General features: G+C 68.1%; 11 protein-coding genes. All 11 read right to left on the bottom strand.

The window, feature by feature from the left end; genetic code table 11:
• Nucleotides 1-121 precede the first annotated feature (121 nt).
• The 11 genes from carB to bamA all read right to left on the bottom strand — a co-directional run bounded on the left by carB (nucleotide 122) and on the right by bamA (nucleotide 14,447).
• Nucleotides 122-3,346 carry a carbamoyl-phosphate synthase large subunit gene (gene carB, locus PY257_RS02240; RefSeq protein WP_275738323.1) on the bottom strand — a complete coding sequence of 1,075 codons (3,225 nt, stop codon included), beginning with the start codon at nucleotides 3,344-3,346 and terminating at the stop codon, nucleotides 122-124.
• Nucleotides 3,347-4,537: a glutamine-hydrolyzing carbamoyl-phosphate synthase small subunit gene (gene carA, locus PY257_RS02235; RefSeq protein ID WP_275738391.1), complete on the bottom strand. Its 1,191-nt coding sequence runs from the start codon at nucleotides 4,535-4,537 to the stop codon at nucleotides 3,347-3,349. It lies immediately after the preceding gene.
• 169 nt (nucleotides 4,538-4,706) lie between these two features.
• Nucleotides 4,707-6,110, bottom strand: a complete 1,404-nt coding sequence (yjjJ, locus tag PY257_RS02230; RefSeq protein ID WP_275738322.1) for a type II toxin-antitoxin system HipA family toxin YjjJ — start codon at nucleotides 6,108-6,110, stop codon at nucleotides 4,707-4,709.
• A 409-nt stretch (nucleotides 6,111-6,519) separates the two neighbouring features.
• Nucleotides 6,520-7,296: a TrmH family RNA methyltransferase gene (locus tag PY257_RS02225; RefSeq protein ID WP_275738320.1), complete on the bottom strand. Its 777-nt coding sequence runs from the start codon at nucleotides 7,294-7,296 to the stop codon at nucleotides 6,520-6,522.
• Entirely contained in the window at nucleotides 7,293-8,024 is a 732-nt protein-coding gene (gene rnhB / locus PY257_RS02220) for a ribonuclease HII (RefSeq protein WP_275738318.1), read from the bottom strand. The genes PY257_RS02225 and rnhB overlap by 4 nt, the downstream gene beginning before the upstream one ends.
• Complete coding sequence (gene lpxB, locus PY257_RS02215; RefSeq protein WP_275738389.1) at nucleotides 7,996-9,117, bottom strand: lipid-A-disaccharide synthase; 1,122 nt, start codon at nucleotides 9,115-9,117, stop codon at nucleotides 7,996-7,998. Before lpxB ends, rnhB begins: the two co-directional genes overlap by 29 nt.
• 225 nt (nucleotides 9,118-9,342) lie before the next feature.
• Complete coding sequence (lpxA, locus tag PY257_RS02210; protein ID WP_275738316.1) at nucleotides 9,343-10,131, bottom strand: acyl-ACP--UDP-N-acetylglucosamine O-acyltransferase; 789 nt, start codon at nucleotides 10,129-10,131, stop codon at nucleotides 9,343-9,345.
• A gap of 18 nt (nucleotides 10,132-10,149) precedes the next feature.
• Nucleotides 10,150-10,590, bottom strand: a complete 441-nt coding sequence (fabZ, locus tag PY257_RS02205; protein WP_275738314.1) for a 3-hydroxyacyl-ACP dehydratase FabZ — start codon at nucleotides 10,588-10,590, stop codon at nucleotides 10,150-10,152.
• Nucleotides 10,587-11,579: a UDP-3-O-(3-hydroxymyristoyl)glucosamine N-acyltransferase gene (gene lpxD / locus PY257_RS02200; protein ID WP_275738312.1), complete on the bottom strand. Its 993-nt coding sequence runs from the start codon at nucleotides 11,577-11,579 to the stop codon at nucleotides 10,587-10,589. Before lpxD ends, fabZ begins: the two co-directional genes overlap by 4 nt.
• Nucleotides 11,580-11,604: 25 nt before the next feature.
• A complete protein-coding gene (locus tag PY257_RS02195; RefSeq protein ID WP_275738310.1) occupies nucleotides 11,605-12,150 on the bottom strand; it encodes an OmpH/Skp family outer membrane protein in 546 nt (181 codons plus the stop codon).
• Nucleotides 12,150-14,447 (bottom strand): outer membrane protein assembly factor BamA, encoded by a 2,298-nt coding sequence (bamA, locus tag PY257_RS02190; RefSeq protein WP_275738308.1) that lies wholly within the window; start codon nucleotides 14,445-14,447, stop codon nucleotides 12,150-12,152. Before bamA ends, PY257_RS02195 begins: the two co-directional genes overlap by 1 nt.
• Nucleotides 14,448-14,492: the final 45 nt, after the last annotated feature.

The following is a 14,492-nucleotide window of genomic DNA, read 5'->3' as shown; positions in this document are numbered from 1 at the left end:
GCTCGTCTTCTCCAAAATGAAAACCGCCAGGCGTTGCCGCCCAGCGGTGATGGTATTGGCGCCAATTATGCCGAACTTGCCGCCCGCGCCCCGTGGCCACGGGCAGGCTGCCGGCAGGGTTTCAGGCGGCCAGCCGGGCGTGCATTTCCTGCACCGAGACCACGTCGAGGTTGTCCATGCTGCGCATGCCCTCCACCGCCGCCTCGGCACCGAAGATGGTGGTGAAGGTGGTCACGCGCGCGGCCAGGGCCGAGGTGCGGATGGCGCGCGAATCCGCGATGGCGTTGCGGCGTTCCTCCACGGTGTTGATGACCAGCGCGATCTCGTTGTTCTTCACCATGTCCACGATGTGCGGACGACCCTCGGCCACCTTGTTGACCGGCGTGCAGGCGATGCCCGCAGCGTTGATGGCCACCGCCGTGCCCTTGGTGGCCAGCAGGGTGAAGCCCAGCGCGGCCAGGCCGCGCGCCACCTCCACCGCGCGCGGCTTGTCGGCGTTGCGCACCGAGATGAAGGCTTTGCCCGCGCGCGGCAGCCGGGTGCCGGCGCCGATCTGGCTCTTCACGTAGGCTTCGCCGAAGGTCTGGCCCACGCCCATCACCTCGCCGGTGGACTTCATCTCCGGCCCCAGGATGGTGTCCACGCCGGGGAACTTGACGAACGGGAACACCGCCTCCTTCACGCTGAAGTACGGCGGCGTGACCTCGCCCGCGATGCCCTGGCCGGCCAGCGTCTGGCCCACCATGCAGCGCGCGGCCACCTTGGCGAGCTGGATGCCCGTGGCTTTGCTGACGAAAGGCACGGTGCGGCTGGCGCGCGGGTTGACCTCGAGCACGTAGATCACGTCCTTGCCGTCCGCCTCCTGGATGGCGAACTGCACGTTCATCAGGCCCACCACGTTCAGCGCCTGGGCCATCGCGGCGCTCTGGCGCTTGAGCTCGGCCACGGTCTCGGCCTTCAGACTGTAGGGCGGCAGCGAGCAGGCCGAGTCGCCCGAGTGCACGCCGGCCTGCTCGATGTGCTCCATCACGCCGCCGATCAGCGTGGCGCCGGAGGCGTCGCGCACGCAATCGACGTCGCATTCGATGGCGCTGTTGAGGAAGTGGTCGAGCAGCACGGGCGAATCGTTGCTCACCTTCACGGCCTCGCGCATGTAGCGCTCCAGGTCGCGCTGTTCGTGCACGATCTCCATGGCCCGCCCGCCCAGCACGTAGCTGGGGCGCACCACCAGCGGATAGCCCAGCGTGGCGGCCTTCTGCAGCGCCTCGGCCTCGGTGCGGGCGGTGGCGTTGGGCGGCTGGCGCAGGTTCAGGGCCTGCAGCAGCTTCTGGAAGCGCTCGCGGTCCTCCGCTGCGTCGATCATGTCGGGGCTGGTGCCGACGATGGGCACGCCGTTGGCCTCCAGGTCCAGCGCGAGCTTGAGCGGCGTCTGGCCGCCGTACTGCACGATCACGCCCGTGGGCTTTTCCTTGTCCACGATCTCCAGCACGTCTTCGAGCGTGAGTGGCTCGAAGTACAGGCGGTCGCTGGTGTCGTAGTCGGTGGAGACGGTCTCGGGGTTGCAGTTGACCATGATGGTCTCGTAGCCGTCCTCGCGCAGGGCGAGCGCGGCGTGCACGCAGCAGTAGTCGAACTCGATGCCCTGGCCGATGCGGTTGGGGCCGCCGCCCAGCACCATGATCTTCTGCCTGCTCGTGGGCTCGGCCTCGCACTCCTCCTCGTAGGTGGAATACATGTAGGCGGTGTTGGTGGCGAACTCTGCCGCGCAGGTGTCCACGCGCTTGTAGACCGGGCGCACGTTCAAGCGCCGGCGCGCCTCGCGCACGGCCTGGTCGGTGGTTTTGAGCAGGTACGCCAGCCGGCGGTCGGAGAAACCCTTCTGCTTCAGCGCACGCAGGGTCTGCGCGTCCAGGTCGCCCAGGGCCCTGGTTTCCAGTTCCAGCTCGATCTTCACGATCTCCTCGATCTGCACCAGGAACCACTTGTCGATCTTGGTCAGGTCGTGCACTTCATCGAGCGTGAAGCCGGCGGCGAAGGCATCGCCCACGTACCAGATGCGCTCGGGGCCGGGCTCGCCGAGCTCCTTCTCCAAGACTTCGCGGTCCTGGGTCTTCTCGTTCATGCCGTCCACGCCCACTTCCAGACCGCGCAGCGCCTTCTGGAACGATTCCTGGAAAGTCCGGCCCATGGCCATGACCTCGCCCACGGACTTCATCTGCGTGGTCAGGCGGCTGTCGGCCGTGGGGAATTTCTCGAATGCAAAGCGCGGGATCTTGGTGACCACGTAGTCGATGGAAGGCTCGAACGACGCGGGCGTGGCACCGCCCGTGATCTCGTTCTTCAATTCATCGAGCGTGTAGCCCACGGCCAGCTTGGCCGCCACCTTGGCGATGGGAAAACCCGTGGCCTTGGACGCCAGCGCCGACGAACGCGACACGCGCGGGTTCATCTCGATGACGATCATGCGGCCGTCCTTGGGGTTCACCGAGAACTGCACGTTGGAGCCGCCCGTGTCCACACCAATCTCGCGCAGCACCGCCAGGCTGGCATTGCGCATGATCTGGTATTCCTTGTCGGTCAGCGTCTGCGCCGGCGCCACGGTGATGGAGTCACCGGTGTGCACGCCCATGGGGTCCAGGTTTTCAATCGAGCAGATGATGATGCAGTTGTCCGCCTTGTCGCGCACCACTTCCATCTCGTACTCTTTCCAGCCCAGCAGCGATTCTTCGATCAGCAACTCGCTGGTGGGCGAGGCTTCCAGGCCGCGCTTGCAGATGGTCTCGAACTCCTCGGCGTTGTAGGCAATGCCGCCGCCCGTGCCGCCCAGGGTGAAGCTCGGGCGGATCACGGTGGGGAAGCCGACCGTCTTCTGCACGGCCCAGGCTTCGTCCATGCTGTGGGCGATGCCGGAGCGCGCCGATCCCAGGCCGATCCTGGTCATCGCGTCCTTGAACTTGAGCCGGTCCTCAGCCTTGTCGATGGCCTCGGGCGTGGCGCCGATCAGCTCCACGCCGTGCTTGGCCAGCACGCCGTGGCGCCAGAGGTCGAGCGCGCAGTTCAGCGCCGTCTGCCCGCCCATGGTGGGCAGGATGGCGTCGGGCTTTTCGCGGGCGATGATCTTCTCGACCGTCTGCCAGGTGATGGGCTCGATGTAGGTCACGTCGGCCGTGGCCGGGTCGGTCATGATCGTGGCCGGGTTGCTGTTGATCAGGATGACCTTGTAGCCCTCTTCGCGCAGGGCCTTGCAGGCCTGCACGCCGGAGTAGTCGAACTCGCAGGCCTGGCCGATGATGATCGGGCCGGCGCCGATGATGAGGATGCTCTTGATGTCGCTGCGTTTGGGCATTTACTTCTTCTCCACCAAGGCGATGAAACGGTCGAACAGGTAGCCGATGTCGTGCGGCCCCGGCGATGCCTCCGGGTGGCCCTGGAAGCAGAACGCGGGCCGGTCGGTGCGCGCCAGCCCCTGCAGCGTGCCGTCGAACAGGCTGACGTGCGTGGGCCGCAGGTTGGCGGGCAGCGTCTTCTCATCGACCGCGAAGCCGTGGTTCTGGCTGGTGATGCTGACGCGGCCCGTGTCCAGGTCCTTCACCGGGTGGTTGGCGCCGTGGTGGCCGAACTTCATCTTGAAGGTGCTGGCGCCCGAAGCCAGCGCCAGGATCTGGTGGCCCAGGCAGATGCCGAAGGTGGGAATGCCGGCATCGATGAGTTCGCGCGTGGCGGCGATCGCATAGTCGCACGGCTCGGGATCGCCCGGGCCGTTGGAGAGGAAAATGCCGTCGGGCTGGAGCTTGCGCACGTCCGCCGCGCTGGTCTGCGCGGGCACCACGGTCACGCGCGCGCCGCGGCTGGCGAGCATGCGCAGGATGTTCTTCTTCACGCCGAAGTCGTAGGCCACCACGTGCAAGCGCGGGGTGATCTGCACGCCGTAGCCCGGCTTGCCGTTGGCCCCTCCGCCAAGGTTGGCGAGCCTCCACTCGGTCTGCGTCCATTCGTAGGTCTGGCGTACCGACACGGCCCGGGCCAGGTCCAGCCCCGCCATGCTGGGCGTGGCCTTGGCGGCGGCAATGGCGCCGTCGATCACGCCGTGTGTGGGCTGCGCGCCCTGCGCCAGCGCCACGATGCAGCCGTTCTGCGCGCCGTGGGTGCGCAGGTGGCGCGTGAGCTTGCGGGTGTCGATGCCCGCGATGGCCACGGTGTTCTGGCGTGCCAGGTAGTCGGCCAGCGTGCCAGTCATGCGGAAGTTGGAGGCCAGCAGCGGCAGGTCCTTGATGATGAGGCCCGCGGCATGGACCTTGTCGGCTTCGATGTCCTCGCCGTTGACGCCGTAGTTGCCGATGTGCGGATAGGTCAGCGTGACGATCTGCTGGCAGTAGCTCGGGTCGGTGAGGATTTCCTGGTAGCCGGTCATGGCGGTGTTGAACACCACCTCGCCGGCGGTGGAGCCAGCAGCTCCTATCGAATGGCCGAGAAAGACCGTGCCGTCTGCAAGCGCCAGGATGGCGGGCGGGAAAACTCCCTTGAGAGACAAAAGCACTGGGTTCTCCGGATGGTTACGGTCGCCCGCGTCCCCGGCCTCGCGGGCCATCTGGACGGTTTGCTTTGGGGTTGTTCTGGCTGAGGGAAAGGCCGGGCGACGCTGTTGCGGTAAAGCCCCCTATTGTAGCCTGCCGCCTGCCCGCCAGCGGGACTGGCCGGGCGGCGCGTCAGGCATGCGTGGCCACGCGCCGCAACTGCGCGCCATGGTCTGCGCACAGGGCGCGAAACGTAGCGCCGATGCGCGCATCCGCTGCCGCCGTGTCCCAGAACGCCAGGGCGGCGACGCAGGCCTCCAGCCATGCCGGGCGCTGTGGGGGCAGCGGCAAGGGCGGCTCGAAGCTGCGCGCCGGCACCTCGCCGCCAGCCAGCGGCGCGTGCAGCATGGGCAGCATGTCGTAGGCCGGCGCCAGCCGCAGCCGCCCCCCCTGGGGGCGAAAGCTCAGATTGCCACAATGCATGTCGGTGTTGGCGATGAGCCTGCCGAACCACCACAGCCGATCGATGGCGGCCACCGCGTCGTCGTCCAGCCAGCCGGCGTCGCGCAGCCGGCGCGCGAGCTGCGTCCAATCGCGCGCGGCATCGCCCACCAACGCGGCGTTGACGGTTTCCAGCGTGCACAACGGGCTGCGGCCATGCTCGCCATGGCGGTCGAAGCGCTCCACCTCCAGGAAGGTACGCCCGCCGTGCGACAGCACGCGGCTGCGCGCCGCATCGACGCCCGGCAACAGCCGGGCCTGCTGCAGCGCCAGGTGCTCGCAGACCAGCAGGTCGGCCCAGCGCCGCACCGTGGGCGACGGGTCGGCCCCCGAGAACTTGACCAGCACATGCGGCGTGGCGCTGGCCTCGCCATCCTCTCCCCCGGGCAGCGCGCGCCGGGCCGCGAACTTGGGAAACTCGCCCGCCGCGCTCGAACCCGGCACGCCCGTGGCCACGGCTTGCCCGGCCAGCCCGGCATAGGCCGACGGTGTCTCTCCGGGCTGCAGCGGCGGCGCCAGCGCCAGCCGCGCGGACTGCCACAGCGCATAGGCGCCGTCGCCCACGATGAGATTGCCCGAGCCGTCCCACCCGCGCCGCGACAGCACGTGCAGCACATCGTCGTCGGTCCACGCCTGCGGGTCGGGCGACACGCCCAGCGCCTGGTGCTCCGCGCGCGCGAACAGGCGGCCCATGTAGCCCTGGGGCCGCATGTCGTAGAGGGGGTATGGCAGGCCGGGCCACCAGCCGTCGCGCGACTCGTCGGGCACGGGCCAGCCGGAGCCCGCGAGGTCGAGCAGACAGCCCTGCGGATGCAGCGCGGCCAGCGGCGCCAGCAGTTCGGCACGGCCGGTTTCATCGACCGCATAGACCGGCAGGGGCGCGGCCACGCCATGCACGGGCCGGCGCAGCGCATAGCGCGCCCGGCGCGCCCGGCCCGCCGCCACCAGTTGGCCCGGCGGCAGCGCCTGCAGCATGCGGTGCAGCGTGGGCACGCTCACGCCCAGGGCCTGCGCCAACCCCGCCGCGCTGGCGGGCGCGAGCCGGGCCAGGGCCGAAAGTAGGAGGGACTGGGATTGCGACGGGTTACGCGCCATGATCCTAAAAACGGCAGTTGACCGCTTTGTATTCCTTGCCAGGCCGCATGAAATCTATCGTTGATGGCTCCGATGGCGTTCACCTTGTGGGTGAGAGCGCTATGCACCCGCCAGCACCGCGCCCAGGGCGCCATGCGGCGTTGCTCCTCCTTGCGGGCAGTAGCCCGCCGCGTCGTCCCCCTTGCAGGGCGCAGGCCTGTCGGAGACAGGCCTTCTTCGCACTGTCCAACAGCACGCAGGTGCTGTTGGAGCCGCAGCGCTCAGCCTTGCCTGGTACCCCGATCGCGGCACCGGCGGGCGCATCCAACTGCCGTTTTTAGGATGATTTGATTTATGAGAAGATTCTAATAAGAAATATCCTTCTAAAACAATGATATTCAAGAATAAAAGCGCAAGGAAACGAGACGATTCAGGCATGCATGGCCGCACTGGCATGCAGGCAGATGGCGGCGGCGGCGGCGACGTTGAGCGACTCCTCCCCGCCCGGCTGTGCGATGCGGATGCGCTGGGCCGCGCGCGCCTCCAGCGGCGCCGCAACGCCCTGCCCTTCGTGGCCCAGTACCCAGGCGCAGGGCCAGGGCAGCGAGCCCTGGTGCAGGAAGGCGCCACCATGCGAGCTGGTGACCAGCAGCGGCACGCCCAGCGCGTCCAGGTCGTCCTCGGCCAGCCCTTCGAGCAGCCGCAGGTTGAAATGCGCGCCCATGCCGGCACGCAGCACCTTGGGCGACCAGAGCGCCGCCGTGCCCTTGATCGCCAGCACCTGCGCAAAGCCGAAGGCCGATGCGCTGCGCAGGATGGAGCCGACGTTGCCTGCGTCCTGCACCCGGTCGAGCACCACGCTGGCCGCGCCCGCCTGCAGCGCCGGCGGCGCGGGCAGATCCAGCACGAAGGCCAGCGGGGCCGACGATTCAAGCCCGCTGACGTCGGCCAGCAGGGCATCGGAAAGAACTATGATTTTAGGAGCTGCCGCCGCAATATCCACGGGCGCTAGAGGCCAAAAAGACTCTGAAAAAACCGCCAGGGCTGGACGCACCCCGCGCGCCAGCGCGGCGCGGCACAGATGGTCGCCTTCGAGCCAGACGCGGCCCTGCTTGCGGTAGGCGCCGTTGTCCTGCGCCAGCCGGCGCAAATCCTTGACCAGCGCGTTGTCGCGCGAGCTGATGTGGATGGGGCCGGCGCTGGTCATACCCGCGACACCCTGCCGCGGGCGCGGCGCGGCGCGGCGGGCGGCACCAGGGTATCGAGCACCGGCGCCGCAACGGGCACGGGCGCGACGGGCTGCACCAGTACGGGCCGCCGCGCAAACGCCTGCGCCACCGGCGCGAACGAGCGGCGGTGCTGCGCGCAGGCGCCGTGCGCCTGCAGCGCGGCCAGGTGTTCCGGCGTGCCGTAACCCTTGTGCTGCGCGAAGCCGTAGTGCGGGAACTGCGCGTGCAGCGCGTCGCAGAGCCGGTCGCGGTGCACCTTGGCGAGGATGGAGGCGGCGGAAATGGCCTGCACCAGCGCGTCGCCCCGGACGATGGCCTCGGCCAGCACGTCGAGCGGCGGCAGGCGGTTGCCGTCCACCAGCACCTTGGCCGGCTTCAGGCGCAGGCCTTCCACGGCGCGGCGCATGGCGAGCATGGTGGCCTGCAGGATGTTGAGGTGGTCGATCTCCTCCACGCTGGCCTCGGCCACGGAGCAGCACAGCGCGTGGGCGCGGATTTCGTCGTACAGCCGCTCGCGCCGCGCGGGCGTGAGCGTCTTGGAATCGGCCAGGCCAGGGATGCGCCGCGCGTCGTCGAGGATGACGGCGGCGGCCACCACGGGGCCGGCCAGCGGGCCGCGCCCGGCCTCGTCCACGCCGGCCACGAGGCCGGGCACGTCCCAGGCCAGGGTGGCTTGTTCAGCCTTCAAGAACTTTCTGGATCGCATCGGTGGCAAGGGTGGCGGTGTCGCGCCGCAATTCTGCATGCAGCGCGGCGAAGCGGTGTTCGAGCGCCCGGGTTTTCGCGGGCGCGTCGAGCCAATCGAGCGTGGCGCGCGCCAGGGCGGCGGGCGTGGCCGCGTCCTGCAGCAACTCGGGCACCACGAATTCGCCGCTCAGGATGTTGGGCAGGCCCACCCAGGGCTGCAACTGCTTGCGCCGCATGAGCCGCCACGACAGGCCGCCCATGCGGTAGGCGATGACCATGGGGCGCTTGTAGAGCGCGGCCTCCAGCGTGGCGGTGCCGCTGGCGATCAGCGTGGCGTCGCAGGCTTCGAGCGCCGCGTGCGACTGGCCGTCGAGGATGCGCAGCGCATCGCCCAGGCCCGCCCGGGCCGCCGCCTGCTCGACCATGCCGCGCAGCGCCGGAACCGCGGGGACTATGAATTTGATAGCTGGATGCGCTTTCTGCATGAGCGCTGCAGCCGAAAAGAAGCATGAAGCCAGGTGTGCGATCTCGGCCCTGCGGCTACCCGGCAGCAAGGCCACCACGGTGTCGTCCGCGCCCAGCCCCAGGCGCGCGCGCGCGCCGGCACGGTCGGGCTGCAGGGGGATGACGCTGGCGAGCGGATGGCCGACATAGGTGGCGGCGATGCCGTGGCGCGCCAGCAGCGCGGGCTCGAACGGAAACAGGCACAGCACGTGGTCGGCGCTGGCACGGATCGTGTCCACGCGCCCGGGCCGCCAGGCCCAGATGGAAGGGCAGACGAAATGCACGGTCTTCACGCCGCCGGCGCGCAGGGCGGCCTCCAGGCCGAAGTTGAAGTCGGGCGCGTCCACGCCGATGAACGCGGCGGGCCGCTCGCGCAGCAGCCGTTCGCGCAGTTGCGCGCGGATGCGCAGCAGCGCGCGCAGGCGCAGCAGCACATCCATGCTGTAGCCATGCACCGCCAGCAGATCGCTCGGCCACCAGGCGTCGAAGCCGCGCCGCGCCATCTGCGGCCCGCCGATGCCTGCGGCGCGCAGGCCAGGCCAGCGCGTGCGCAGACCGTCGAGCAGCAGGCCGGCCAGCAGGTCGCCCGAGGCTTCGCCCGCGACCATGGCGAAGCTGCGAGCCCCTACGTCCGGCACTGGCGTGTCCCTGCTGCCCCCCAGCGCAGGCGCGTCCTGCGCTTTGCTGGGGCTTGGGGCGCGTTCCACCCTGGGGCGGCCCGGCGGCGGAACTGCGGGCTGCACCACTCCTTCCCAGCTAGTGCAGTGTTCGATGCTTGGCGGCACAAATAAAAGCGATGCGTTTTGGCGCAGGGCAAGGCGCAAACCACAGCACTAGCGCGCGATGCCGCGCGTGGCGTTGGCAAGGAAGCCGTCCATCAGCGCCACGTCGTCCGCGGCCGCGGGCGTCTGCGCGGCCAGCGCGCGGATGGCCTCGCGCGCCTGCTCCAGCGTGCGGCCCTCGCGGTACAGCAGCTTGTGCATCTGCCTGACGGCGGCCAGCCGCTCGCTGGAAAAACCGCGCCGCCGCAGCCCCACGGTGTTGTAGCCGCGCACGGCCAGCGGATTGCCGTCCACCAGCATGAACGGCGGCACGTCCTGCGACACCGCGCTGGCGAAGCCGACCATGGCGTGCGCGCCGACCTTCACGAACTGGTGGATGCCCGTGAGGCCGCCTACCGTGACCCAGTCGCCCAGTTCCACGTGGCCCGCCAGCGTGGTGCTGTTGGCCAGCGTGGTGCGGTGGCCCACATGGCAGTCGTGCGCGATGTGGGTGTAGGCCATGATCCAGTTGTCGTCGCCCACCGTGGTGATGCCGCCGGCCCCGGGCACGCCGATGTTGAAGGTACAGAACTCGCGGATGGTGTTGCGGTCGCCGATCACCAGCCCGGTCGGCTCGCCCGCGTACTTCTTGTCCTGCGGAATCGCGCCGATGGAGTTGAACTGGAAGATGCGGTTGTCGCGGCCAATGGTGGTGCGGCCTTCCAGCACGCAATGTGCGCCGATGCTGGTGCCCGTGCCGACCTTCACGTGCGGCCCGATGACGGTGTACGGCCCGACGCTGACCGAGTCGTCGAGTTCGGCCTGGGGATCGACGATGGCGGTGGGGTGGATGCTGCTCACGCGAAAGCCCGCCCGGCCTCAGGCGATATTGCGCATGGTGCACATCAGTTCTGCTTCGCAGGCCACCTCCTCGCCCACGCGCGCCACGGCCTTGAACTTGAAGATGCCGGCCTTCATGCGGTCGAGCGTGACCTCCATGACGAGCTGGTCGCCTGGCTCCACGGGCCGCTTGAAGCGCGCACCGTCGATACCGGCGAAGTAGTAGATGCTGTTCTCGTCGGGCGCCGAGCCCATGGCGTCGAACGCCAGCAGGCCCGCGACCTGCGCCAGGGCTTCGAGCATCAGCACCCCGGGCATGACCGGACGCTTCGGAAAGTGGCCGCCGAAGAACGGCTCGTTGATCGTGACGTTCTTCAGCGCCTTGATGCGCTTGCCGGTTTCGATTTCGAGCACGCGGTCCACCAGCAGGAACGGGTAGCGGTGAGGCAGTTGCTTGAGGATCGCGTGGATGTCCATCATGGTGTGTGTTTTTCGGATTGTTCGAGGGCCTTGATGCGCTCGCGCAGGCTGTGCAGTTGCTTGAGCGTGGCAGCGTTCTTTTCCCACTTCGCATTGTCGTCGATGGGAAACACGCCGCTGTAGAGGCCGGGCTTGGAGATGGAGCGCATGACCACCGTGGCCGCCGAGATGCTCACGCCATCGGCCAGCGCCAGGTGCCCCAGCACGATGGCCCCGCCGCCGATGCTGCAATGCGCGCCGATCACGGCGCTGCCGGCCACGCCCGCGCAGCCGGCCATGGCCGTGTGCCGGCCGACATGGACGTTGTGGCCGATCTGCACGAGGTTGTCGAGCTTCACGCCGTCCTCGATCACCGTATCGGCCAGCGCGCCGCGGTCGATGCAGGTGTTGGCGCCGATCTCCACGTCGTTGCCGATGCGCACCGCGCCGAGCTGTTCGATCTTGACCCAGGCGCCGCCATTGCCGCTACCACCCGGCGCGAAGCCGAAGCCGTCGGCGCCGATGACCACGCCGGGGTGCAGCAGGCAGCGCTCGCCGATGCTGCAGTCCTCGCCCACGGTCACCCGCGACTTCAGCACCGTACCCGCGCCGATGCGCGCGCCGCGCTCGACCACGCAAAGCGGGCCGATGCGCGCCTGCGGATCGACCACGGCTTCGGGATCGACCACGGCGCTCGGATGGATGCCAGGCTCCTCGCCGCGCGCATGCTGGCGCTTCCACAACTGGGTGGTGCGCGCGAAGTAGGCGTAGGGGTCGTCGGCGACGATGCAGGCGCCGCGCGCCATGGCCACCTCTCGGAGCGCGGGGCCCACGATCACGCAGCCCGCGGACGAACCCGAAAGCTGCTGCTGGTAGCGCGGATTACTCAGAAAGCTCAGGCTTTCGGGCCCGGCGGCGTCGAGCGGCGCGATGCGCTCGACCAGGGCCTGCGGGTCTCCGTGGAATTCGCCACCCAGCGCTTCGACTATGGCTCCGAGGCGCAGCGCCATGGGTGGTCCTTCGTCCCGCGAAGGATTACTTGGTCGCGGGCGTACCCGTCGTGGCCGCCGGAGCGGCGGCGTTCAGCGCCTTGATCACCTTGTCGGTGATGTCGAGCCTGGGGTTGATGTAGACGGCATCCTGGAAGATGACGTCGTACTTCTCGCTCTCGGCAACCTGCTTCACGACCTTGTTGGCGCGCTCCAGCACCTGCTGCAGTTCCTCGTTCTTGCGGGAATTGAGGTCTTCCTGGAATTCACGGCGCTTGCGCTGGAAGTCGCGATCCTGCTCCACCAGTTGCTTCTGGCGCGCGGTGCGCTGGCTCTCGGCCATGGTCGGCGCCTCGCGCTCGAACTTGTCGGATGCAGCCTTCAGGGTGTTGCCCAGATCGATCAGGTCTTTCTCGCGGCGGGAGAACTCCTGCTCCAGCTTGGCCTGCGCGGCCTTGGCGGTGTTTGCCTCGCGGAAGATCCGATCGGTGTTGACAAAGCCCGCGCGGAATTCGTCTGCCTGCGCGGAGGCTGCCGCAGCCAGCAGGCCGAGCGACATGGCCAGTGCGATATGACGGGTGATGGATTTCATTAGAAGGACGTTCCGATCTGGAATTGCAATCTTTGGATTTTATCGCCTGCGAACTTGCGTATCGGATTGGCGATGGCCAGGCGCAGCGGGCCCACGGGAGAAATCCAGCTCAGGCCCACGCCGACGGAGGATCGCATCTCGCTGAACGAGACCTTCTCGTCCTCGCCGTACACGTTGCCCACGTCCCAGAAGCCGAACAGCCGCAGCGTGCGGTCGTTGCCGGCACCGGGGAACGGCGTCATGAACTCGGCGTTCAGCGTGATCTTCTTGGGCCCGCCGATGGATGAGCCCGTAACGTCGCGCGGACCCAGTGTGCCCTGCTCGAAACCGCGCACGGAACCCAGGCCACCAGAGTAGAAGTTCTTGAACACCGGGAACGGCCTGCCGCTGAAGCCCTTGCCCCAGCCGACCTCGCTGTTGAATGCCAGCGTGTACTGCTTGCTCAGCGGCACGTACTGCTGGAACTGGTAGTTGGCGCGCAGGTAGCGCGCGTCGCCCGCGATGCCCCATTCGGAATTCAGGCGCTGGAAGCGCCCGCGGTTGGGCACCAGGGCGCTGTCGCGGTCGTCGCGCGACCAGCCCAGGGTCAGCGGCAGGGTGTCGCTGGTGTAGCCGAACTGATCGGCATAGGCCAGGTAGGCCGCGGGAATGTTGGTGCCGGTCTTGATCTCGGTGCGCTCGAGGCCACCGCCGAAGAACACCGTGTCCACCTCGCTGAACGGCACGCCGAAGCGCACGCTGGCACCCTCGGTGATGAGCTGGTAGTTGCCGCCCTGCTCCTCGTACGGCTTGGAGGAGCGGTAGTACAGGTCCACGGTACGCGACACGCCGTCCTGCGTGAAATAAGGATTGGTCGTGCTCAGCACCAGGGTGCGGTTGTACTTGCTGGTATTGACGTCCACGCCCAGGTAGTTGCCCGAGCCGAACACGTTCTCCTGCTTGATGGAGAACGACAGCGCGACCTTCTCGGCGCTGGAGAAGCCCGCGCCGAGCTGCAGGCTGCCGGTGGGCTTTTCGGCAACGGTGACGAGCAGATCCACCTGGTCGGGGGAGCCGGAGACTTCCTGCGTCTCCACCCCGACTTCCGTGAAGTAGCCCAGGCGGTCCACGCGGTCGCGCGAGAGCTTGATCTTGTCGCCGTCGTACCAGGACGCTTCGAACTGGCGGAACTCGCGCCGTATGACTTCGTCGCGCGTGCGGTTGTTGCCGCTGATGTTGATGCGGCGCACGGAGGCGCGGCGCGACGGGCTGGCCTGCAGCACGATGGCCACGCGGTTGGTGGCGCGGTCGATGTCGGGCACGGCCTCGACGCGCGCGAAGGCATAGCCGAAGTTGCCGAAGAAGTCGGTGAATGCCTTGGTGGTTTGCGCCACGTCGTCGGCGTTGTAGGGCTCGCCGGGCTTGATGGTGATGAGCGACTTGAAGTCGTCGTCCTTGTTCAGGTAGTTGCCCTCGAGCTTGACGCTGGAGACGACGAAGCGCTCGCCCTCCGTCACGTTGACCGTGATGTCGATGCTCTGCTTGTCGGGCGATATCGCCACCTGCGTGGAGTCGATGCGGAACTCGAGGTAGCCGCGCGTCAGGTAGTACGAACGCAGGGTTTCGAGGTCGGCATTGAGCTTGGCACGCGAATAGCGGTCGGACTTGGTGTACCAGCTCAGCCAGCCGCCGGTGTCGAGGTCGAACAGGTCCTTGAGCGTCGATTCGCTGAACGCGGCATTGCCGACGATGTGGATGTCCTTGATCCTCGCGGGATCGCCTTCTATCACCGTGAAAGTGAGGTTGACGCGGTTGCGCTCGATGGGTGTGACGGTGGTCACCACTTCGGCGCCATAGAGGCTGCGGTTGATGTACTGGCGCTTGAGTTCCTGCTCGGCGCGGTCCGCCAGCGCCTTGTCGAAGGGGCGCCCCTCGGTCAGGCCCACTTCGCGCATCGCCTTCTTCAGCGTGTCCTTGTCGAATTCCTTGGTGCCGACGAAGTCCACGTCGGCCACGGTCGGGCGCTCCTCGACCACGACGACCAGCACGTCGCCGCGCGTCTCCAGGCGCACGTCCTTGAACAGGCCCAGCGCGAACAGCGCGCGGATGGCGGCGGAGCCCTTTTCGTCGTTGTAGGTGTCGCCCACGCTCACCGGCAGCGACGCGAAGATCGTGCCGGGCTCCACCCGCTGCAGGCCCTCCACCCGGATGTCACGGACCGTGAAAGGGTTCACGGCCCACGCCGCCTGCGCCACGAACCACATGGACGCCACTGCAGAAACGGCGCGCACACCGAAGCGGTTGATTTGTTTTTTCATGAATGAAGATGGAGTGCCGCAGCGTCTCGGGGAACCGCGGCGGAG

Origin of the sequence: Curvibacter soli (assembly GCF_029211125.1) — a bacterium.
GTDB classification, from domain to species: domain Bacteria; phylum Pseudomonadota; class Gammaproteobacteria; order Burkholderiales; family Burkholderiaceae_C; genus Curvibacter_A; species Curvibacter_A soli.
Note: the sequence above shows the minus strand (reverse complement) of the source record. Positions and strands in the feature narration are given on the sequence as shown.

What these genes read in the sequence shown, in the direction of transcription:
- rnhB (WP_275738318.1), bottom strand. Translation starts at nt 8,024, where the DNA reads ATGCGATCCAGAAAGTTCTTGAAGGCTGAACAAGCCACCCTGGCCTGG.
- carB (WP_275738323.1), bottom strand. Translation starts at nt 3,346, where the DNA reads ATGCCCAAACGCAGCGACATCAAGAGCATCCTCATCATCGGCGCCGGC.
- lpxB (WP_275738389.1), bottom strand. Translation starts at nt 9,117, where the DNA reads ATGGTCGCGGGCGAAGCCTCGGGCGACCTGCTGGCCGGCCTGCTGCTC.
- yjjJ (WP_275738322.1), bottom strand. Translation starts at nt 6,110, where the DNA reads ATGGCGCGTAACCCGTCGCAATCCCAGTCCCTCCTACTTTCGGCCCTG.
- fabZ (WP_275738314.1), bottom strand. Translation starts at nt 10,590, where the DNA reads ATGATGGACATCCACGCGATCCTCAAGCAACTGCCTCACCGCTACCCG.
- bamA (WP_275738308.1), bottom strand. Translation starts at nt 14,447, where the DNA reads ATGAAAAAACAAATCAACCGCTTCGGTGTGCGCGCCGTTTCTGCAGTG.
- PY257_RS02225 (WP_275738320.1), bottom strand. Translation starts at nt 7,296, where the DNA reads ATGACCAGCGCCGGCCCCATCCACATCAGCTCGCGCGACAACGCGCTG.
- PY257_RS02195 (WP_275738310.1), bottom strand. Translation starts at nt 12,150, where the DNA reads ATGAAATCCATCACCCGTCATATCGCACTGGCCATGTCGCTCGGCCTG.
- lpxD (WP_275738312.1), bottom strand. Translation starts at nt 11,579, where the DNA reads ATGGCGCTGCGCCTCGGAGCCATAGTCGAAGCGCTGGGTGGCGAATTC.